Here is a 21,449-nt window from a genome sequence, read left to right as displayed (position 1 = left end):
CAACAGCAACAGCAACAGCAACAGCAACAGCAACAGCAACAGCAACAGCAACAGCAACAGCAACAGCAACAGCAACAGCAACAAAAGTCTCAAAACGAAGGGAAAGAAGCGCAAGGACAACAGTCACAAAATCAGCAAGATTCTGAAAATAAAAAAGAAAAACAAAAAACGGAACAACATCAACCGCAACGAGATGACAAGCAAGTGAAGGATCAAGGTGAACCAATACAGGCTAAAGCGCATCCCGAAAAAATGCATCAGGATGATCCTGAGTTCCGTCGACTAGAAGCAGTAGAAAGTGCTCGCGACCCAAGCTTTTTGATCCGTGCGCAAATGCAACTTCAAGCGCAACAAAAACAACCTCCACAACAATCTCAAAAGGAGTGGTAAGCCTGTGATGAACAAAGGCGTAAAACTGGTCTTTATTTTTGTGGCCAGCCTAATATCCAGTTTCTCGGTGATGGCACAGACACTTCAAGCTAGTGTGAATAAAACACAAGTAGCCAAGAATGAAGTGATTAACCTCAGAATCATTTCAGATACTGAGCTCAGCTCAGACTCAATCGACTTCAATGTTCTAGAGAAAGACTTCTTCTTAGGTCAACCTCGTTATGGCCGCTCTAGCAATAACATTAACGGAAGAAAATCAGTGCGTACCGAGTGGAGTATCTCAATTGCACCAATGAAAGAAGGTGTTCTGACTATTCCAAGTTTTTCCGCTGATGGTATGAGAACGGAGCCGATCAAACTGCGTGTCAACGCGAGCCAAACAGACCCCAATCTTGATGATCTATTTAGCTTCAATATTACGGTCGACAACAGTACGCTCTACCCTCAGCAATCTGCAACATTACGTATACAACTTCTAATTAAAGCGGACACCCGACGCCTAGATAACCCGCAAATAGTACCTCCGCAGATTGAAGGCATGAAGCTTGAGGCACTGGGTGGCTTACAACAAAGACAGAAGATCTTAAATGGGTTAGAAGTAGCGGTCATAGAGCAGTCGTTTCGCTTAACGGCCAATCAACCAGGCACTTATACCTTGATAGGTCCTAAACTGACCGGTTCTTATATTTATGGCGACAGCTTGACGGGCTCAACCAAAATAATGCCTATCAACACCAAAGCGGAACGCATGCCAATCACGGTCAAACCGATTCCGAGCGAATTTAAAGGTGAATGGCTTCCTGCTTCAGCGTTAGAAATGACACAGAGCTGGCAAGACGATCAAGGTAATCTATTGTCGACTAACGCGATCAACACAGTAAAACAAGGCTCTTCACTCACTCGAACCATTCAAGTTAAGGCTCGCGGTACACAAGCCGAATATCTGCCACGAGTCAATATTAGTTACCCGAGTTCACTGCGCGTGTATCCCGAACAACCTAAGTTCGATAGCGCGAGAGATGGCACCGTTACCATGACGGTGAAGCAAGTCATTATTCCTACAGAGGCCGGGAAATATACCTTACCAGGATACGACTTGAACTGGTGGGACAGTCAAAATGATGAAGCGAAGAAAACAACGTTACCAGAGCTAACATTAGACGTAGAGAAAAATGACACTGGGCTAATCACGTTGCCGGAATCGCCTCTTTCAGCGCCTTTAGTGTCAGCCCCTAGTCCTGAATCAAGCGGCGGTGTGAGCAGTCTCTGGCGAACGTTAACCTTTGTTTTCTCAGGGCTTTGGATAATGACATTGGGAATCGCAATTTGGGCATGGAAAAAGCGCCCAATAACAGCAAGTGGAACGGTTTCAAATGCTGAACAACCACTTTACATCAACGCGCTAAAAAAAGTCATCGAAGAAGGCGATGCTGCGAAAATTGAACGCTCTGTAAATGAGTATTTAACCACTCATCAAGACAGGTTAAACCCTGGTGACGTACAAGCAATTAAGCAAGAGCTTAATGCCATGAATCGAGCGCGTTTTAGTGCTAACCAACAACCTTGGAGCCCTGATTCGCTGCTAGCCAAAATTCAAAACCTTGGCAAAGCAAACGTAACGAAAACCGACCACCAACTCGAAAAGTTATAAATAACAATGGCAGCGTTTTAAAAGCTGCCATTGTTATCTTCAAAGAATCCAAATACATTTATAGACGATAAACAATATTTAAATTAAAGCCGCTTAAATCTAGTCCTTTGTCGTCATAAAGTTTCATCCATTCAATTTGTAACTCTAATGGTGTTCCTTTATTAAATGCAAATCCAACCCCATATTGCAAATCTTCATCACTGTCAGAGATTCCATCCACTGACGCTGTTATTTTCCCGTATCCTAATAACCCATACAGGTCCACATTTTCACCCAAAGGAACCAAACCTTTTGCCAACAAAGCAAAATTACGTTCCACCTCTACTGAAGTACCATATAACTCATCATCAGATATGCTTCCATAGCCTCGGACTTCAACACCAAAGTTTTGATGAAACCTATAGCCAAACATCGCACCTAGCAGAGAGTTATTCAACGAGTACGATCCCAAAGATCCAAGATTTATATCGGCGTCAGCGTATTGATAACCTACTCCCAAGTATCCAAAAGGTTCAAATTCACTTACATTATTGTATTGTTTTCCTTGAGATACTCCGGTGAAACTCAACGCCAGCATTGCTAGTACCACACTACCTTTTTTCATAATCACATCCATACTGATCAAGCTGCACACTGCAATATAAAAGTAGTTGACTATATAGATGCCAGCAATAAATTTATAAATAAAAGTAATAATAGTAGGCAAATTGTTGTTCACGTCACAACAGTATTTGATTGAGCATTTTGCTAGTATCGCCTTACACAATTTCGCCCATGATTCTTCGCTTGATAGAGTGCCTTATCCGACAACTGATATAAATGGTCGAAATTAAAGTCTTTGCCTTTCGCTTTATAACAAGAATAACCGACTGAAACGGTAAGTAACTCCCCGTCTGGGTTATGTCGATGCTTTATCCCCTCGCCCTCGATGCACTGACGAATGCACTCTGCTCTCAATCGAACCTCCTCTTGCTCAGAACCAATCATGAGCAACGCAAACTCCTCACCACCGATACGGCAAAAAACTTCATCTTCACCTTTGGTATGATGATCCAAGATATAGCCAATTCGCATCAATGCAATATCGCCTTCGAGATGACCATAGTGATTATTGAATAAGCCAAAATGGTCAATATCAATCAGGATCAGGCCAAACGACATGTCGTCTTCACACTCTAGGGCGCAATATTTTTGCATCACATGTTCTAACATGCGGCGATTACCAAGACGCGTCAAAGGATCGAGCTTAGAAAGTACCTCAAGCTGTCGATTGGCTTCCTCCAACTCTTTTGTTCGGTTCTGAACCTCCAGCTCTAAGTTTTCGTTTAGTTCGCGAATCGCCTCTTGAGCTTGAGTACGTTGCAATACTTCAGCTAAGCTGGACGCGAACATACGAATCACTTCACGTAACTGAGAAGTTAAGGGCGCACGTGTCAGCAAATTATCAACAGCGATAAAGGCGATAGGACCACTGCTATTTGAAGTCAATACCGTCATCGCAGCCCAACCAAAGCCAACAATATTACAGTCATGATAAATAGGCACTGATTCTTCAAATGCGACTTCGTTTGGCATTGAGCGAGCCAGATTTATAAGAGAGAAATCTTGGGTTTCTCCAAAGAAGTAAGATTCATCCACCACATTACCTTGAATATCGGTACCCCACGTTCCTTGCATGTAAGAGCAATTTTCATCAGTTAAAAACACCGCCATTCGATCAATACCAAGATTTTTAATGGCGAAAGTGACGGCCGATTTGCATACTCCACTGACAGTAGTGCAACGTGATAACTCAACCATGCTTGAATGCAGCATGCGTACGTTTTGTTCTTGGCGCTTACGAATGTAAATTTGAGAGAAGAGTGAACCAAACGAGTCCAGCATCTGTTTTTGATATGCCGTTATCGGCTTACGATGAATAAAGTTATCTAGCGCGAACCACCCAAACGGTTCATTGCCATCGCGTAAAATCAACATCGCATTCCAGCCCTGCCCGATGACCTTGCCTGCTGTGTATATTGGCGCGTCTTCTACAATAACTAAGTTGCTCTCAAGGCTAGATAACGCGGTGATATACTCCTCGCTAAGTTGGTGTAAATCATATTGTGTGTGAAATTCATCAATCGTAATTCCTGACTCATCCGTACCGTATGTACCACTGAAGCTACGCTTTTTCATATCGAGAAGCATCAGTGTAGAGCGATCAAACCCAAGTCGTTCACGTAACGCTTCGACGGCTTTGTAGTACAAGTCCTTTAAAGAATCAGGATTAGAGATTTCGAGTGCAACTTGCTGAACTAACTTCATATTTTCGATAAAGCGCTCGCGTTGGCTAATTTCATCAACATATTGCGCTTCACGAATATCTCTGTGCCTGATCTCTTTCGAGGCATTTTTTTCAGCACGAATACATTGCCAACGCGCCGCTGCGAGTTGCATTGCGTCGTAACTTTCTTCATAGATATTATGTGCTGTGCGAGCATGTACAGATTGAATCAGTAGGTAGGTACGTTTGATAGGCGTGTTGTCGAGCATCATAATGTAACTATCACCACCTAAATCTCGGGTGTGATTCCAATTACAAGTGTTGATCGCCAGAGGTATGATGCTTTCAGAGGTGTCAAACTGACTTGCCCACTCCCAGAATGTCTCAGGATAGTTTTGGGTTGGGTAAAGCTCTCCGCGAGAGAAGCTCATTGAATGACGAGGGTTAATTGAAGGATCTTCAAAAATAGCGAGGGCTTGAGGGGAGAACAGACTCTCTAAATGATCAAAGATTGCCTCCGCTAGCAACCGATGGTCCCTCGTTGAAGACACTTTTCTTGTAAAACTTCTTAAACTCACCCTACCAACCTAATCTACTTTTTTATCCTCGATAAAAAACTACTTAGGCCATGATATGCAATCAATACGTTCAAATTTGAGCTGTTAAGTCATTCGCAAAATTATCAGACTTAGTGTTACATTCGAGAGCTCTTCAGCACTTTTAAAGCCATGTTTCACATAAGTTACATGCTTTATAAACTGGGGAGGAAAGTTATGCTTATTTACAAGATTTTTTGTGTTGGTAGGCGTTATAAGCCCACGACTTAAAAAGAAAAAGGCCCCTCATCAAGAGGGGCAAAGTTACCATCGCTTATAGTTATTTAGTTATGCTTGTAAATACGGTGGATTAACCGAAATCACCATTTACGTAGCCTTGAGTACGGTCGTCTTGAGGGTTGCTAAAGATCACTTGCGTATCGTTGTGCTCGACCAGTTCACCCATTAGGAAAAACGCAGTGCGGTCAGAGATACGACGCGCCTGTTGCATTGAGTGAGTCACGATAACGATGGTGTAGTTCTTCTTTAGCTCTTCCATCAACTCTTCGATTTTGTGTGTCGCAATTGGGTCAAGTGCCGACGTTGGTTCATCCATCAGAATCACATCCGGCTCCATCGCGATTGTACGTGCAATACATAAACGTTGCTGCTGACCACCAGAAAGACCGAATGCGTGTGATTTAAGGCGATCTTTCACCTCATCCCAAAGTGCAGCACCGCGCAGCGAACGCTCTACCACTTCATCAATTGTCTTTTTGTCTTTGATACCTTGAGCACGTAAGCCGTAAGCCACGTTCTCGTAAATGCTCATCGGGAATGGGTTTGGCTTTTGGAATACCATGCCGACTTTGATGCGAAGGTCAGCAACATCAATGTTGCCGTAAATATCTTCGCCGTCCATCGCCAATTTACCTGTAATTTTCACGCCTTCGATTAGATCATTCATTCGGTTCAAGCAGCGTAGAAGCGTTGATTTTCCGCAACCTGACGGGCCGATAAGTGCAGTTACTTGGCGAACTGGAATTGGTAAGTTGATCGATTTCAGTGCTTGGTTGTCACCGTAGAATAGGTCTAGGTTTTCAATATCAAATTTGTTCATTGTCTTAATCTCTTAATTCTTGAATTCGTGTCTTTTAACGTGCGTTCTTAATTAGTGTTGTTAGTAAGTTGCGGTGTTAAAACGTCTAGCAATCAGTTTCGTTACCATGTTGATCAAGAGAACAACCACGATAAGCACTGTTGCCGTACCGTAAGCCTGATTCCATTCTTCAACGGTAAACAGTTCGGTAGTCAGTTTGTATAGGTGAACGGTTAGCGTACGACCTGAATCCAATAAAGAATCCGGAATACGTGCAACCATACCTGCTGTCAGGAATACTGGAGCAGACTCACCAATGACACGACCAATACTTAGAATGACCGAGGTTAAGATACCTGGCATTGCGCTCGGAAGAATCAAACGCCAGATAGTGTAAATCTTAGAAGCACCGAGGCCATAAGAGCCTTCACGGTACGTTTGTGGTACTGCCATCAGCGCTTCTTCCGTTGTACGGATGATCACTGGCAGGATTAGGATACTTAGCGTCAATGCACCCGACAGAATCGAGAAGCCAAGGCCAAGAATCGCCACGAAGAAAGTCATACCAAACAGGCCGAAAATGATCGACGGGATACCCGCCAATGACTCGGTACAGAATCGGATGATTTTCACCAAACGACTGCCCACTTTCGCGTATTCGGTCAAGTAGATTGCCGTCATGATACCGAGTGGCGCTGCCACTGCGATAGAAGCGATAACCATGTAAATGGTCGCCACAATCATTGGGAAGATACCGTGCTCTTCACCTGTGCGCGTATAGTTATCAGTAATGAAGTTCCAATCTACGTGTTGTAGACCGTTTGATAGGATGTACCAGATAATCCAGAACAAAAAACCTACCGTTAGTGCTGCCGAGATCCAGACAAATGCGTTAAAGACATTATCTTTGAACTGGCGTGCTTTTTTCAGTTTTGCGCGATCCATAATAGTCACCTTTAACGAGCGATTACTTCGCTTTTTCTCGGTTTAGGTACAGTAGTACAGCGTTCAACGACATGATGAAGACCAGAAGTACTACACCTGTAGCGTAAAGTGCGTTCGCGTGAACACCACTTGCGTAAGACATTTCAATAGCGATGTTTGCAGTTAGTGTACGAGCCGAATCAAGGATGCCTTCTGGCATTGCCGGCGCGTTACCCATAACCATGATAATCGCCATGGTCTCACCCAATGCACGACCGATACCCAGTATCACACCTGTCATGATGCCTGATCGAGCCGCTGGAACGAGCAACTTAAAGATGGTGTAGATTTTCGATGCGCCCAGTGCCAAAGAACCTTCTTTATAAGTACGAGGGACAGCGCGGATAGACGTTTCAGATACCGTAATTACCGTTGGTAGAATCATCACACCAAGAACAATGATACCGGCAAGGATAGTATTACCTGCAGGTACATCAAATACCTTCTGAATCAATGGAACGATAATAACCAGACCGAAGAAACCGTAGACCACTGAGGGAATACCGGCTAGCAGCTCAACCGCTGGACGGATGATGTCTGCTAATCGCTTTGGTGCGATTTCAGCGATAAAAATGGCGGTCAGAACACCAATTGGAACCCCAACAATGACAGCACCAGCCGTCGATACGATAGATGCCACAATCATGGTGGCGACACCGTAAAGCGCAGGTGGTAACCAGTTTTGTCCTAAGACAATGCCCGATACGCCTGCTTCTTGGAATGCCGGAATACTCTCTCGAACGATGAAGTATGCAATAACGGCCAATGAAACAATGCCGATTACGGCACTCGTTAGGAACAAGCCGTGGAAGATGCGCTCTTTCCAGTCTACACGACGCTTCTCGCGTAGGCCTGACTTGCTGATAGCTCTAGCGTCAGTATTCATAAGCTTTTCACTATTTGTTGCGATGGTCATTTAAAAATCTCACGGTTCTGGGCAATGCCGTTGAACACAATGGATAGAAAAGGCTCAGCCCTAAACGTTGGGCTGAGCAAACTTTAGAGTCCCAATGGGATTAGTTAACTGAGATGTAACCTTTTTGGTCAACTAGCGCTTGCGCTTCGTCAGTTAGCATCCAGTCTAGGAATTTTTGCGTTTCTGTTGATGGCTTGCCTTCTTTGTAAAGAACAAGGAATGGACGCGCTACTTTGTAAGAACCGTTTTTAACGTTAGCTACCGTTGCATCAACGCCGTCGATTGCTAGCGCATTAACAGTGTTGTCTACAGTACCAAGAGAAATGTAGCCGATTGCGTATGGGTTAGATGCAACCATTGTTTTCAGTGCGCCGTTACCGTTTGCAACTTGAGCACGTTGAGAGATAGCTGATACTTTCTTACCAGAAATCTTCATTTTTAGAGACATGATGTCTTCAAATGCGCCACGAGTACCAGAAGCCGTGTCACGAGTAATGGCTACGATTGGCTTGTCTGCACCACCGACTTCTTTCCAGTTTGATACTTCGCCTTTGTAGATTGCAGTCACTTGCTCGGCTGTTAGACCTGGCAGTTTGTTTTGTGGGTTAACAACCACTGCGATACCATCACGAGCAACCACTTCTTCGATTAGTGCTGATTCTTTTTCAGAGTCTTTTAGATTACGAGAAGACATACCAAGGTCTGCTGAACCATTTTTCGCTGCTTTTACACCAGCTGAAGAACCAGGACCTTGAACTTCGATAAATACGTTAGGGTTCTTCTTCATGTACGTTTCAGAGAAAACTTCCATCAGTGGAGTTACGCTGCTAGAACCCACTGCAGAGATAGTTTCTTTAGCAGAAACAGGAGTCACTGCCATTGCGCCTAGAAGTGCGATTGCACCGATTACTGTCTTTTTCATCACAATTTCCTTAAGTGGCTTTATTGCCGTTGTGTTTCACTTGAACGGTGCTCACTTTAGAATTTGAATATGACAGTTGTGTTTCACTTAGTTGAACCCTCTATGACACGTTGTCATTTCTAACTATTAATTCCGCGACTTATCCCTCTCTCAATTTGAACGTAACGTTTTTATAACGTTGCCTCATGTTCAAGATGATAACCCCATCGATTTTGGTACATTTCATAACAATTAGATATGAGTAACTCATTGATTTGGCGAATGTAACAATTAAAATCGAAATGCTTATTTATAAAAAAGATAATAATCAAACCGATAGAGGGTCAATCTCATGCGTCAATTTCTTAGTACGCTTTCTATTAAACTTCAGGTTTTTCTGCCTGTTCTATTCACAGTTATATTACTCATCATTGGACTGAGTGTCGGAATCGGTAAACTCGATCAAGCATTCAATAAGGTTTCGGCTTCCACCCATAAGCTAATCATTCACAAAGAGGAACTTAGCGGCATCGTAGACAACACTTACGCCATGCGCATCAAAGCCATTTATAGTCTATTTAGAGCCGAAGATGTTCAGTCTCTCAACCAAGAGCTTTCTGAGCGACAAAACAAAAACCGCGATTTTCTTAACTCCATCGACAATCTCCCTGGCGTTCAAAATGAAGTCAATGCTATGCGTAAGGCCATGAATCACTATGTTGATTTCACTCGCGTTACCATGACACCTCTGCTCACCACTAAACACTCTTCTGATTACACCACCTCTGATTTCAATCAAAAGTACGAATCTGCAATGGCTGAGTATCGATTAGCTGGCGAAGCGATGATCAACGCCATCGACAAACTATCTAAACAATTGAATCAAATCGTCACCGATGAAGTCGAAACGAATGGCGAACAACATTCAACCACGCTAACTTACAGCGCCGTCTCGCTTGCGGTGATCTTGAGTGCCGCTTCACTTATTAGTTGGGTACTCGCCAGCTACATCGTTGCGCCGATTCGTAACCTTCAAGTAACGATGCAGGAAGTCGCGAAGGGAAACCTACTAGTTAAGGCCGAAGCCATCGGGAAAAACGAAGTGTCTCAGCTGGCTCGAGATGTAAACCAGACCATAGAAAAACTGCGTGAAACTGTAAGCGCATTGGTTCGCATTAGTGAAGATGTGGCATCAGCATCAACCGAGTTAGCAACTGTTATGACTCAAAGCAGCGTCAACTCGGATCAAGAAAAGCAAGAAGTTGAGCAAGTAGCCTCGGCGATCAATCAGCTAGAGTCGACCGCAGCTGAAGTATCGACCAATGCACAAGAAGCCGATAGTGCATCAAATCAAGCACGTACGTTAACCTCACAAAGTATAAGCATGTTTGGGGAAAGCACTCGCGCAAGTGAAAAGATGGCGGAACAACTTAACGAAGCCGCTGCCGTCGTGACTTCACTAAAAGCTCAATCAGAACACATTGGTCGCGTGATCGAAGTGATTGAAGGTATTTCTGAGCAAACGAATCTACTTGCACTGAATGCAGCGATTGAAGCTGCACGAGCGGGCGAAAGTGGCCGAGGCTTTGCGGTAGTGGCCGATGAAGTACGTATGCTGGCAGCACGAACTCAGGAGTCCACCAAAGAGATCCAAACCATTATAGAAGAGCTACAGCAACAATCTGGTCACGCAAATGAAAGTATGCATTCCAGCTTAGCCATGTTGTCAGACAACCAAGCTCTGACACAAGAAGTTAGCCAATCACTTGCTAATATCAGTAATGCTATCGCCGATCTGAACTCAATCAACACTCAAGTTGCGACCGCATCAGAAGAGCAGAAACAGGTCACGGCTGATATCAACAACAACTTAACGAACATCTATGAGCTGGTGAGCCAGAACGTCACTGGGATCACTCAATCAGCCGCGGCAGCGCAAGAGTTGTCTGGTTTAGCAGAAAACCAAAAACATCAGCTTAAGCAGTTCCAAGTTTAAATACTCTGCTCAACACGATAAGTTCCAAAGGTTAGAAAAGAAAAAGCTCCGCACTGGCGGAGCCTATCATAAAGGCAAAGCTATCAACCCTTATTAACGTAATAATTATTATTCATCTGTCACTAACAAGAGAGAACTTTTGAAACTTGAGTTTAACGGATCTCTATTGAAAACCTCACCATTAGTCGTATCAAAAGTTGCAACATGCTTACCGTCGCCATTAGGTGTGTTGCTCCAGACATAACGCCCTAGAACATCATCTCCATCTGTCAGACTATAGCCGCTAGCAAACCCTGTACTATTTATGGCTGGGCTGTGGCAAGCTCGCTCAGTTAGAGATACCAGCTCTTTGATATTTGCTAGTCGCCAATTTTTTTTGTCTGCAAAATTGTGAAGAGGATGGTTGCCGTCCTTATTACGAATTTGTTTGGCTGTGGAGAGAGCGAGTTGCCATGACATTGTAGATCGCGTCCCCTGGCATTCTTGATTTCCTACATTCCATGTCATACCAACTGGACAGCGCATCCATGTAAGACCTGTTTTTAAGTCAGTTACGGTACCGTTATCAGAATATGTATAACGCGTGTTAGGTGCCGTTTTAGCAAAGTCAGTAGAACACTCTTGTGCAGCCATTGCAGTTTGAGAAGCCAAAGCAAGAGATAGTACAGTTATTAATTTCTTCATCTTATTGGCCCTTTACTGCTACTAGACGGATTGGGAATTGGTATGAGTCATCGGCGTCTGCACTTGTGTTGCTTGAGCGAATATCGACGAGTGAAATAGTGCCTCTATCTACGCCCCGAGAGATAATTGCAGGAAAATAAACCTCAGCATCAACGAGCTGTGATGATGTATTCACAAACGTAAAGTCGCTATGCCAAAACGCACCATACTCTAAATAAGGACTGCCTATCGTTTGCTGTGGGAAGTATTTAACATTGAAACCATACACGTTGTGTGGCGCATATTCCTCGTTCGGAGCGAACCGCGTTTGTTCACCAAAATCTAATAAGTCATATGTTTCACGGTAAGTAGGCAAGCGCCAACCATTGATTCCACATAACGATTGTTTGTTTATGTACTCAACATATTGGCTAGTGGTACAAACTTCATCACCAGCGTCTTTACAACCTGCAAGCTCTACATCTTTGCTAAATGGCTTAAATGTTTCAGACTCAAACGCAAATAGGCGATCTTTAAATTGAACCGAGCTCGCATCCGCACTCTTGTTTTCCCAAACAAGACCAGTACGCTCGTCCATAGTACAAGCCCACTCAGTCGCATCTGCAGCTAAAGCTGCACCTTGTGAATCTAGCTTAACGAACTTAAAGCCAGCGCCTGTCGACGTTTGCTTGTCCTCTTTGTCGAAGCCGTATTCCGCATCTTGACCAGGGTAAGACGCTTGAACCTCAGCAACGTCTGCTGCTCCTTCAGCAAAATAAAGAACGGCGCCCGTATCGTTACTACCAACCGTTTGTTCAGCAACCGCTACAATTTCTTCAGCAAATGCACTTACTTCCGCTTCAGACAGAAGATCAGAGGCCAACGATTTACCTTGGAAGCTAAGACTTTGAGCAAGCAGCGCTACGCCTTTGATCATTTGCTTTGGTTGCATCGCAGCTAATAGCACAACCGTGTTTTGCTCTAGCTTGTCTAGCTCGCTAGCTTCTGCGTTAGACATCACCGTACCAGAAAGAGAAACGCCGGCATCGGCGAGTTGCGCTTTCACAATCTCTTCAGCTTGAGCAACGGTTTTACCGTCAATTACAAGACCCGCGAGCAACGTTGTTACACCATTGACCGTGTTACCCGTTGCTAAATTTTGACCCGGAGCCGCAAGACGCAACGTTTGGTTTGAACCTTGATCAACTTGAGCAAGAATGGTGCTGGTTAGTACGTTTTTGTCGCTTGAAGTCAGGCTAAATTTACCGGCATTATCCGTTTTAGCACTCGGTTCAGTGGAATCACAAACGTAGTTTTGGTTTAAATCGATACATACTGGCGTATCAAGAAGTGTACCTGCAGAAACGATGGTGCCAGCTACATCATAGGTCGGTGCCGACGTGTCACCACCAGAACCTCCGCCACAGCCAGCAAGGGCTAGTGACATAGCAACGAAAGAATATTGAAACTTCATAGATTTTATCTTCTTTTGATTTTAATTAACGAGAGCGAATCACTCTCACCATTGAAAGCAGGAAAAGTCCTAACAAGGTCCAAGGCGAACCACTGCCACCTGAACCACCGCCACTGCTTTCTTTAGTGGTATCAGCACTACACTGATACTGAGCAAAGTGACTCACACCCCACTCTTTCAACACCCCAGAGTTCCCTGACACGCGGTCAGACACTTCGAGACGCCAAGTACCCCAACTCGGTTGACCGACAAGTGCTTGTAACTCCTCGTCATACTGAGCGGTGAAGTAACCTTTAAATCCTTTGGTATTGCTTGATTGATGGCTAAGTAGCACGACCGATTTGCCTTGTGGAGACACAAGCGTCACTTGCAGATCTTGCAGTGAGTCATGTTCGATGTTCAGGTAAACCGCAAACGAATCATCAATCGTGCGTGACTTGTCCGATAGCGTCTGAGAGAACAGTCTGTCGCCCTGTTCCGGCAAAGCGGAGTTCACTGGTTGAGGCTGGATATCGAGCTCTGGCGTACCATTAACCAGCATCACCTTTTCACTCCACTGGTGAATCTTTAGGCCTTCAGAAAATTGATAATCCAATGAAATAGAAGAATCGAATTGCGTGCCACATGTTAGACCGCTTGGTAACGCCACCTTCATTGAGGCCGAGTCAGAAAGCGTTTCATCAAAGTCGAAAACAGATGCGTTGTTTAGCTGCCATTGCCCTTTGATGTTCGCTTCACGGCCAGTTTGGCTCAGGCTCAAACCAACGTCTTGACCTTGTGCGATGTATCGAGCGTCATAGCGAACACGAAGAGGCGCTTTAAGTAAGTTGTGTCTGTTGAAGCTGTCCGTCAGGAATTGGGCGTAGTCTTTATTTGGGAACAAGGTGTTTGCGGCAAACACGGTCGACTCCGCCAGATCATGCATTTTCACGCCACGACCAATGCCGTACATACCTTCAAGAACAATGGCGTCAAACTCGCGGAACACCCTATCGGTATCATCACCGTATCGTTCAACCGATGCTTTAAGCGCTTGAAACAGCGGCGTTGACCATAGCTCGTCACCTAGTTCACCGCCCACACTGACGTGCGCTGGGTACTCTGAGCTCTCGAAGTAACGTGCTCTTTGGTTCCATAAGCTACGAGTTGTTTTGCGTGTTCCGAACACACCGTCCCAGTTGAACACCGTATCTAACTCGAATTCTTGACCACGACGCGAAGCATCCAAATATTGAGTGCGGTAGCTCGCGCTGCCCGCCCAGTAATCAGCAAAACCCTCTGCGATAGCACCAGTGTGACCGTACGCCCAATCCGGTACGATTTGGTAATGAATGCCATGCCCAAGCTCGTGTATCACGACATCAGCATCGACTGCATCCGGAGAAACACCACCGACACCCAGCATGAGTGCTTTCGGACCGTAATAGTAAGTAGAGTTATCTTTTGATAAACCGCGAGCGTCAAAACGAAGCGGTTCGTCAAACAAGTCGTAAGTCAGGCTTGTCAGATATTGGATCGAGCTATCAAGATGATAAAAAGCCATCAACTGTGGGAACGCATTGTCACCAAACTCGGTGCTTTGCATCTCATCAACACTGTCAAATGCTTGAACCCCTTCTGCGCTGAGAAAGTCCAACGTATCGAGTACAGGCGCTTCACCAGGTGTTGGGGCTGCAAATAAGCCCGTCGCATCCACTTGCTTCAATCTTGGGTTAGACAAATAGAACTTACCGCCGGACTGTAAAACCTCAATCGACTTGGTGACGTACTCGATCGGCTGAGGGTAATCGGATAGTGCTGACCACGTCGATTCTGGTGCCGCTTGCTGTTGCATGGTGCGAAGATCTGGGTTGAACAAAGAAACCTCAACATCAACCAGACTTCCAGAGCTCAAAGCAGGTGGCTCTTGTGCTTGCAGTTGGCGAGGTGATTCCAATTCCATTGCAACTGTTGGTTTGCCGTTACGAATGATCGTATCTTCAAGGCTCTTAAACACTCGCACAACGTGATGATTTTTATCGGTTGTTACTACGAGGGTGCGCTGTGCTTGATATTCACCGTTTACCCAAACATCAAAATTGTAATGCTCACCAAGCTGAGACTGGGTTTTGTAACGGAACTTAAACTCGCCCGCTTCCGAGTAGTGGCTGTCTAGATAAGTTTTCGCTTGCGCTTCATTCGTTACCACAGAGTCCGTTGCGGGATAATCCCACTCTGCAGCCTGTGCCGCAGGGGTACAAGCAATAAGCAGCGAAAACGCCAATGGTTTTAGCTTCATGATTTCGTCCTAGAATTCGTATTTTGCATTTAGCGTGAAGTAGCGCCCAGGCTCAGTTGAGTAACGCTTACTTTCCTCAGCGATACCCGCTACGTCTTGGTATCGGATGTATTCTTTGTCGAACAGGTTGATGATGTTTGCGCTAACACGAAGGTCTTTGGAAACGTGGTAAGTTGCGCCAATATCAAACGTATTCCACGCACTTGTCTGCGCGCAATCTGTCGCTAGACCAAGCGTGGTCTGGCATTTAGGAACGCGATCCATTGCCGCGGCCCAGTTCCAAGCCACGTAAGCATTGAAGTCTTGGTCGGCGTATTTCAGTTGAGCGTTACCTTCGAATGGCGTAATGCTTCGAACGTATTCACCTTCCGCGTCTTTGCCATCTACGTAGCCAAACTTAGTGCTGATGTCCCATTGTTTGGTGAGCGCGTAACCCGCAGAAAGCTCTGCGCCATACGTCTCGACACCATCTAGGTTTTGGTATTGTTTAATGTAATTACCATTGCTTGAGTCAAAGCCCGTGGTCACAACGTCGATGAAGTTTTCAAACTTGTTGTAGAACAAAGACGCATAGACATACGCACGACCGTTATCGAACTTGTTACCGATTTCAAATGAGTCGGAAGTTTCAGCTTCTAGATCCATGTTTGGTGCAATGACAAACGGCGTGAGCGGCACAAAGTCGTGGCTTACGAAGCCATACGCTTTATCGTATTCCGGAGCTCGGTAACCATGGTTATAAGATACATAAGCGATGTTGTTGGCAAACATTTCACGAGAAACCGAAAGACTTGGAGATACCTCTGAGCTATCCATGTCTTTTAATGGGAAGCCGCCCACTTCACCCGCACCGTCTGGCGTGAGACGGTGCGCATCAAAGCGTAGGCCACCTGTGATGGTCCATTTATCCAGTTCCACCATGTCTCGGACATACAAGCCAATGTTATAAGCACGAGCAGGAGCGAAAGGTTGTTTGGTCGAAGGTGTTACTCCGTTCCAATCAATCTTGGAGTCGCTATCTGTGCGCTCGTAATAGTCTGTAGAAAGCTCAACACCGTAAGCCAATTGGTGCTCAGCATTTGCTGCATAAATCGTATTGGTGAAATCGCCACGGAAGCCAATTGTTTCGTCAATGAAGGTTTTGTGTTCCAGCTCGCGACGCTTGGTGATCAAACCATTGTGATCCACTTGGCGCATTAAACGGTTGGTGTCTTCCACCACTTCGGTGTGACGCCAGTAAACTTTGGTATCCAACTCTTCGAACCAAGTTGGATTAATCGGAGTCACCTCTGCACCAATATAAGCGCTGTACTCTTCCGTGGTTTCATCCTCAGCAAAGTCTTCAATATGCCAAATTCCATCAGGTTGAATGGACGGTGAACCCTCCAAACGCTCTTGGTTCTGGGTGTAGAGTTCCGCTTTGGCTTTCAACATCACCTCTTCATTGAAAAAGTGGTTGATCGTATAAGCACCGCTGTAACCATCGAGGTCGCGGTTATACAAATCTTCATCAAAGTTACGTGTCTCTTGTCCTTGCCAGTATGAAACGTTAAACAAACTCTCTGTATCACCGGAACGAAAAGCTAGATTACTCGTGCCTTTGTACTTGTTGCTGATATCGGTGTAAGTACCGGAAACATCGGTGTAGAAGTCTTTGTCTTTTAAGAAATCACCCGGCTGACTGGATTCTAAAATCACCACACCGCCGATCGCGCCAGAGCCATGCACCGAAGAACTTGCCCCTTTAATGATTTGCAGCGATTCAAAATTGGATAAATCAAAAGTATCTCTCCCAACTGCATCATTAATGTCATTCGCACCGAAGCCATCCGCAGAACGAATGCCATCACGAACGATCATAATGCGGTTACCCGTCATACCACGGATGGTAATGTTTTGCGGACGTCCTGCACCGCCCGTCACGCTTACACCAGGTTCGTTACGCAGCACGTCATATAGCTCGGTCTCGCCTCTTTCTTCGATTTGCTCGTTTGTGATAACCGCGACACTACCTGCCACTTTTGACAATGGCTGATCGATTTTATTGGCGGTTACCACCACCTCTTCCATTGAGAAAACCTTAGATTCGGCGTGCACTTGACTGGCAGCAAGTACCGAAAGTACTGCCGCTGACACTGGGGTAAGCTTCATTTACTGCTCCGCTTTAGATGTTTTAATGAGTGATAGTAGAAATGCGTATTCTTTTGCTTGTTGTTCTTGCGCTTGTCGTGGGTCCATTTGGTGGCCCGAATTAAAATCAGTTTGCAACAAGTACGGCCCGTTGCGCTCACTTAACGCTGAAACTTTAGCGAGATACTTAGCGCCCTCCCAATATGGCACGCGCTGATCGATTAAACCGACTTGAACCAACATGGGTGGGTAAGCGTCTTTATGGATATTGAGAATCGGATCGTACGCCTTCATTAACGCCAATTGTTCAGGTTTGGTTGGGTTACCCCATTCGCCATACTGCTGTGTGGTAAGCGGAAGTGAGGTATCCGACATACTTGCAACCACATCAACAAAAGGCACTTTAAGTACGACACCTGAAAACAATTTAGGATCTTGATTAACCGCTCCGGCCACCAACGTGCCACCAGCACTAGAACCGATGGCGAAAACCTCTCTATTGCCACGTTCGAATGTTTGCAGCGCCTTCGCGGCCGCGACAAAATCACCAATAGAATTGGCTTTTCGCACACCACGGCCTTGCTCGTGCCATTCATCGCCAAAGTACCCACCGCCACGGACATGGGCGATAGCGTAAATCACACCTTGGTCGAGTAAACTGATAACCTGAGGCATAAAGTACGGTTTCATCGTAAAACCATACGCGCCGTAACCGTAAATCATCACAGGAGATTGTGGGTGCAATTTGTCTTTGCGATACGCCAAAGAGACAGGGACAGAAACGCCGTCGTGCTTAATAAAAATACGTTGGGATACATAACGCTGACTATCAAAGTCTTGGTAAGCATCTTGAGAGTACAAGGATTTATTCAGCGTTTTTACATCGAACTCTTCCCACTGAGGAGGCGTAGTCATCGACATGCTTCGGATACGAATTTTGTTTGATTCAAAATCGCCCAATGTGCTTAGCCAAGCGACATTACCATCGTGTTCCAATGGCAGTATCACTTTTTCCTGACCTTGGTAAGAATACACCGTCAAAGTCGACACATTGTTTGGCTTGCTAAGTGCCACAACTCCTGCATCATAAAGGTAGAACTGTTCAAGCGGCTCATGAGGATTGGTAAAGCGTTGCCATGTTGCGCCAAGCGGTGCGAGTTCGGCTTGGTAAAGGGCGAACTTTCCTTCCAGGTTGCTTTTAAGATAAATGTAACCTTTCGCCACATCCGCGTAATATTCCACACCCACTTCAGGCTTTCGCAATGAATCTGAGACAGTGCCCGTTTCTAGATCGACAAGCTTCTGCTCTGTTGTTGACTCGTTGTTGCTTTGTAGCACAGCATAACGGCTATCTGCCGCACGATAGAAAGAAAGTAACCAATCTGACTTGGGTTCATTCCATAGGACTGTTTTTGCCAAAGATTCAGTGGAGATACGTAAGATCTGATGAGGTCGCTGAGTGCGCTTTTCTTTTGCAACGAGGAATGCCACTTTCCCGTTAGGTGACAACAATACGCCACTATCGACGTGCGTCGCCAGTTCCGTAGATTGGCCGGAGAGTAAATCAACAACCACAGCACGATATTGTTCGCTACCGTCGATATCTTCCGTGAAAAGGAGCGTGTCACCATTCACTTGCCATTGACCAAGTTGGTAGTACTGATGCGCAGATTGTCGTTCATCGAAATCGAACACCACGTTTTCTGGTGCATGTTGACTCGCACGGGATAATAGTAAGTAACGACCATCGCGACGCGTTAGCGTCCATTCTCTTCCACTCACGATCGACCATGGCTTATCACCTTTGTCTGCCACCATGGTATCCCACTGCGTGAGTAGGTTTTTTGTCAACGTCTGATAACTTTTTTGGTGCTGTTCAGTTTTGTGGTTTTGTTCTGTTAGGTAGGTAAGAACTCGCTCATCTTTACGAGCATCATCTCGAAGCCAGTTGAAATCATCAGCAGCAAAGCCAGAACTAGAGGTAATTATGAGCCCTAAAAAAACATGAGTAAATTTCATATAGAGAGCGAATTCATTTATAGGATTAATACAATGGCGCGTATTCTGCCCTTAAATAAAAATGAGATCAATTATCATTTTCATAATCATGTGAGATTTTTATCTAGTGTGTGAGGAAAAACGTTTGCTTTAACCGAGGTAATAAAACTTAATAACTTCCTAAATTAGCGTTCTATGCTGTTTATATACAACCAGACAAATATAAAAGCTGACAAACGAGTGAGTATGGAAAGACGCTATTTCACCTAGCGACAGACATAAAAAATCCGAGTGCGAACACTCGGATTTTTAAGAACTAAAATCAATGGGAAACTACAGCAGCTTTTACTCTTCAGAGCTCGGTGCCGCTGGTTTTTTCTTAGGGATGAAGACATCATCACCCACAGATACGTTTTTGTAGAAGCTCTTGTCACGCTTAGCTGGTTTTTTCGCCGACTTTTTCGCTTGAGGGCGAGCTTTCTTTGCGGTCGCTTTCTTATTGCGAAAATCTGGTTTAGGTGGCTTAAGGCCTTTAAACTTACCTTTCAAATCTTCGAACACTGAAAACTCAAGATCTTGTTGTAGGTATGATTCTACACGTTTAAAGCTATCCCAGTCTTTTGGACCAACAAGAGAGATTGCATCCCCTTTGTTTCCAGCACGACCAGTACGACCAACTCGGTGTACGTATTCTTCAGTATGCTTTGGCATATCGAAGTTGATGACGTGTGTCACAGTTGCAATATCCAAACCGCGGGAAGCAACATCAGTCGTTACAAGGATCTTAAACACTGCGCGCTCAAACTGACTCATAATGGTGTTACGTTGAGTCTGGTTCAAGTTACCACTTAGTGCTACAGCCTTCAGTTTCTTTTCGTTCAGCTTTTCTGTTAGTCGCTCAGTATCATCACGCGTTGCCGTAAAGATAATAACTTGACGGTATTCAGCCTCAGAAAGAACACGATCTAAAATTGCCTCTTTATGATCCAGGTGATCACACAAGTAAAATTTTTGCGTAATATCTTTATGTTCTTCGTTAGAAACGCCGATAGCAATACGCTTTGGCGTATTGAGCATTTCAGCCGCGATTTCATTGACGTCTGCATGATCTAATGTCGCAGAGAACATCAACGTTTGACGACGACGATGCTTGGCTGCTTTATGAATGCGACGAAGCTCTGGTGCAAAGCCCAAATCCAACATACGGTCTGCTTCGTCAAGAATCAGCGTTTCCAAACCATCCAGATAAAGCGAACGATGATCTAAGTGATCAGCCAAACGTCCTGGTGTCGCCACGATAAATTTCGGGTAACGACGCAGAGCTTTTACCTGATCGTTAAAGTTCTCACCACCCAAAATCAGTGCTGCTTCATAAGATAGGCCAGCTAGCATAGAACGAAGCTCACCATATACTTGTTTCGCTAACTCACGAGTAGGAGCAAGGATAACCGCGCGAGGGTCTTTCGCAGAAAACGATTTTGTCTTTAAAGACTTATGAAGCATTGGCAATACAAACGCCAAAGTCTTGCCCGAACCCGTTTTCGAAGATGCCAATAGATCCTTGCCTGCAATCGCAACAGGAATCGCCTGCTGCTGAATGTCAGTCGCTTTTTTAAAATCGTAGTGTTTTAGGTTCTTCAACAATCGGTTGTCTAGGCCTAGATCTTTAAATTGCAAAGTATTCTCCAATAAATCAGTCAGCGTCTGAGCGCTCTGTAGTGTCGTTTCCGCTCTAACGCAGCAAAAAAATAAAGCTCGGTATAATACCGCAAATCATAGGAGTATAGATAGAGATCACACAAACTAATTCCCTGTGGTGACGGTAAAACATCATTTGTGGCTCAGTTCAGAGTAAACCCTAGCCTTTTTGATGTGCATCTGAACGTGAAGTTCAGTGAAAGGCCTTTCAGATATGTCTTCTATTCTTCAACAAAACGACGTAAATAGCAGTTATTTGGGCCAATAAACTTTCATTTGTGTCAATATCGTCTAAATTATTGATATCAGGAACGTGGCAAATACACCTGCTATGAAAACTGTTGTGAGAGCGAGGGAGAAGATAGACTATTCACCTTTGTTAAGCTCAGGTAAAAGTTGACGTCAGGTACTCCATGAAATTCTTGGGTTTTTTTGACTTTTGCTACATCATGTACTGATAAAATGTAAC

General features: G+C 44.8%; 14 protein-coding genes and 1 pseudogene. 3 read left to right on the top strand and 12 right to left on the bottom strand.

What is annotated here, in order from left to right; all coding sequences use genetic code 11:
* Positions 1-390 (top strand): annotated as a pseudogene (locus R7P74_RS11175) (hypothetical protein); the annotation flags it as partial.
* A 4-nt stretch (positions 391-394) separates the two neighbouring features.
* Positions 395-2,041 (top strand): BatD family protein, encoded by a 1,647-nt coding sequence (locus tag R7P74_RS11170; protein WP_318122847.1) that lies wholly within the window; start codon positions 395-397, stop codon positions 2,039-2,041.
* Between the two features lie 58 nt (positions 2,042-2,099).
* Here R7P74_RS11170 and R7P74_RS11165 read toward each other — a convergent pair whose 3' ends face one another.
* The 6 genes from R7P74_RS11165 to R7P74_RS11140 all read right to left on the bottom strand — a co-directional run bounded on the left by R7P74_RS11165 (position 2,100) and on the right by R7P74_RS11140 (position 8,764).
* A complete protein-coding gene (locus R7P74_RS11165) occupies positions 2,100-2,645 on the bottom strand; it encodes an outer membrane beta-barrel protein (RefSeq protein ID WP_246542882.1) in 546 nt (181 codons plus the stop codon).
* Positions 2,646-2,788: 143 nt separating this feature from the next.
* Positions 2,789-4,885 (bottom strand): sensor domain-containing diguanylate cyclase, encoded by a 2,097-nt coding sequence (locus R7P74_RS11160; RefSeq protein ID WP_005383921.1) that lies wholly within the window; start codon positions 4,883-4,885, stop codon positions 2,789-2,791.
* Positions 4,886-5,213: 328 nt separating this feature from the next.
* Positions 5,214-5,963: a phosphate ABC transporter ATP-binding protein PstB gene (pstB, locus tag R7P74_RS11155; protein WP_005375156.1), complete on the bottom strand. Its 750-nt coding sequence runs from the start codon at positions 5,961-5,963 to the stop codon at positions 5,214-5,216.
* A 60-nt stretch (positions 5,964-6,023) separates the two neighbouring features.
* Positions 6,024-6,887, bottom strand: coding sequence for a phosphate ABC transporter permease PstA (gene pstA, locus R7P74_RS11150; RefSeq protein ID WP_005383923.1), 864 nt, complete (start codon positions 6,885-6,887; stop codon positions 6,024-6,026).
* A gap of 22 nt (positions 6,888-6,909) precedes the next feature.
* Positions 6,910-7,842, bottom strand: a complete 933-nt coding sequence (gene pstC, locus R7P74_RS11145) for a phosphate ABC transporter permease subunit PstC (RefSeq protein WP_005375154.1) — start codon at positions 7,840-7,842, stop codon at positions 6,910-6,912.
* Positions 7,843-7,942: 100 nt separating this feature from the next.
* The gene (locus R7P74_RS11140; RefSeq protein ID WP_318122846.1) at positions 7,943-8,764 is read right to left on the bottom strand and encodes a phosphate ABC transporter substrate-binding protein; all 822 of its coding nucleotides are present in this window, start codon (positions 8,762-8,764) and stop codon (positions 7,943-7,945) included.
* A 331-nt stretch (positions 8,765-9,095) separates the two neighbouring features.
* Here R7P74_RS11140 and R7P74_RS11135 point away from each other — a divergent pair, with 331 nt between their 5' ends.
* A complete protein-coding gene (locus R7P74_RS11135; RefSeq protein WP_213969292.1) occupies positions 9,096-10,739 on the top strand; it encodes a methyl-accepting chemotaxis protein in 1,644 nt (547 codons plus the stop codon).
* Positions 10,740-10,847: 108 nt separating this feature from the next.
* Here R7P74_RS11135 and R7P74_RS11130 read toward each other — a convergent pair whose 3' ends face one another.
* From R7P74_RS11130 to R7P74_RS11105, 6 genes are all read right to left on the bottom strand, one after another.
* Complete coding sequence (locus R7P74_RS11130) at positions 10,848-11,423, bottom strand: Lcl C-terminal domain-containing protein (RefSeq protein ID WP_053307911.1); 576 nt, start codon at positions 11,421-11,423, stop codon at positions 10,848-10,850.
* 1 nt (position 11,424) lies between these two features.
* The gene (locus tag R7P74_RS11125; protein ID WP_213969291.1) at positions 11,425-12,876 is read right to left on the bottom strand and encodes an Lcl domain-containing protein; all 1,452 of its coding nucleotides are present in this window, start codon (positions 12,874-12,876) and stop codon (positions 11,425-11,427) included.
* 25 nt (positions 12,877-12,901) lie between these two features.
* A complete protein-coding gene (locus R7P74_RS11120) occupies positions 12,902-15,154 on the bottom strand; it encodes a proprotein convertase P-domain-containing protein (RefSeq protein WP_318122845.1) in 2,253 nt (750 codons plus the stop codon).
* Positions 15,155-15,163: 9 nt separating this feature from the next.
* Complete coding sequence (locus tag R7P74_RS11115; protein ID WP_318122844.1) at positions 15,164-17,305, bottom strand: TonB-dependent hemoglobin/transferrin/lactoferrin family receptor; 2,142 nt, start codon at positions 17,303-17,305, stop codon at positions 15,164-15,166.
* A complete protein-coding gene (locus R7P74_RS11110; protein ID WP_318122843.1) occupies positions 17,306-19,303 on the bottom strand; it encodes a prolyl oligopeptidase family serine peptidase in 1,998 nt (665 codons plus the stop codon). It abuts the gene before it with no gap.
* Between the two features lie 324 nt (positions 19,304-19,627).
* Positions 19,628-20,971: a DEAD/DEAH box helicase gene (locus R7P74_RS11105; protein ID WP_318122842.1), complete on the bottom strand. Its 1,344-nt coding sequence runs from the start codon at positions 20,969-20,971 to the stop codon at positions 19,628-19,630.
* Positions 20,972-21,449: the final 478 nt, after the last annotated feature.

The sequence above is a fragment of the Vibrio sp. 2033 genome (assembly GCF_033339735.1).
This window is presented reverse-complemented; position numbering and strand designations above follow the sequence as displayed.

Excerpts from the sequence above, each read along its gene's own strand:
- R7P74_RS11165 (WP_246542882.1), bottom strand. The coding sequence starts at position 2,645 with ATGAAAAAAGGTAGTGTGGTACTAGCAATGCTGGCGTTGAGTTTCACC.
- pstB (WP_005375156.1), bottom strand. The coding sequence starts at position 5,963 with ATGAACAAATTTGATATTGAAAACCTAGACCTATTCTACGGTGACAAC.
- pstA (WP_005383923.1), bottom strand. The coding sequence starts at position 6,887 with ATGGATCGCGCAAAACTGAAAAAAGCACGCCAGTTCAAAGATAATGTC.
- pstC (WP_005375154.1), bottom strand. The coding sequence starts at position 7,842 with ATGACCATCGCAACAAATAGTGAAAAGCTTATGAATACTGACGCTAGA.
- R7P74_RS11140 (WP_318122846.1), bottom strand. The coding sequence starts at position 8,764 with ATGAAAAAGACAGTAATCGGTGCAATCGCACTTCTAGGCGCAATGGCA.
- R7P74_RS11135 (WP_213969292.1), top strand. The coding sequence starts at position 9,096 with ATGCGTCAATTTCTTAGTACGCTTTCTATTAAACTTCAGGTTTTTCTG.
- R7P74_RS11130 (WP_053307911.1), bottom strand. The coding sequence starts at position 11,423 with ATGAAGAAATTAATAACTGTACTATCTCTTGCTTTGGCTTCTCAAACT.
- R7P74_RS11125 (WP_213969291.1), bottom strand. The coding sequence starts at position 12,876 with ATGAAGTTTCAATATTCTTTCGTTGCTATGTCACTAGCCCTTGCTGGC.
- R7P74_RS11120 (WP_318122845.1), bottom strand. The coding sequence starts at position 15,154 with ATGAAGCTAAAACCATTGGCGTTTTCGCTGCTTATTGCTTGTACCCCT.
- R7P74_RS11115 (WP_318122844.1), bottom strand. The coding sequence starts at position 17,305 with ATGAAGCTTACCCCAGTGTCAGCGGCAGTACTTTCGGTACTTGCTGCC.
- R7P74_RS11110 (WP_318122843.1), bottom strand. The coding sequence starts at position 19,303 with ATGAAATTTACTCATGTTTTTTTAGGGCTCATAATTACCTCTAGTTCT.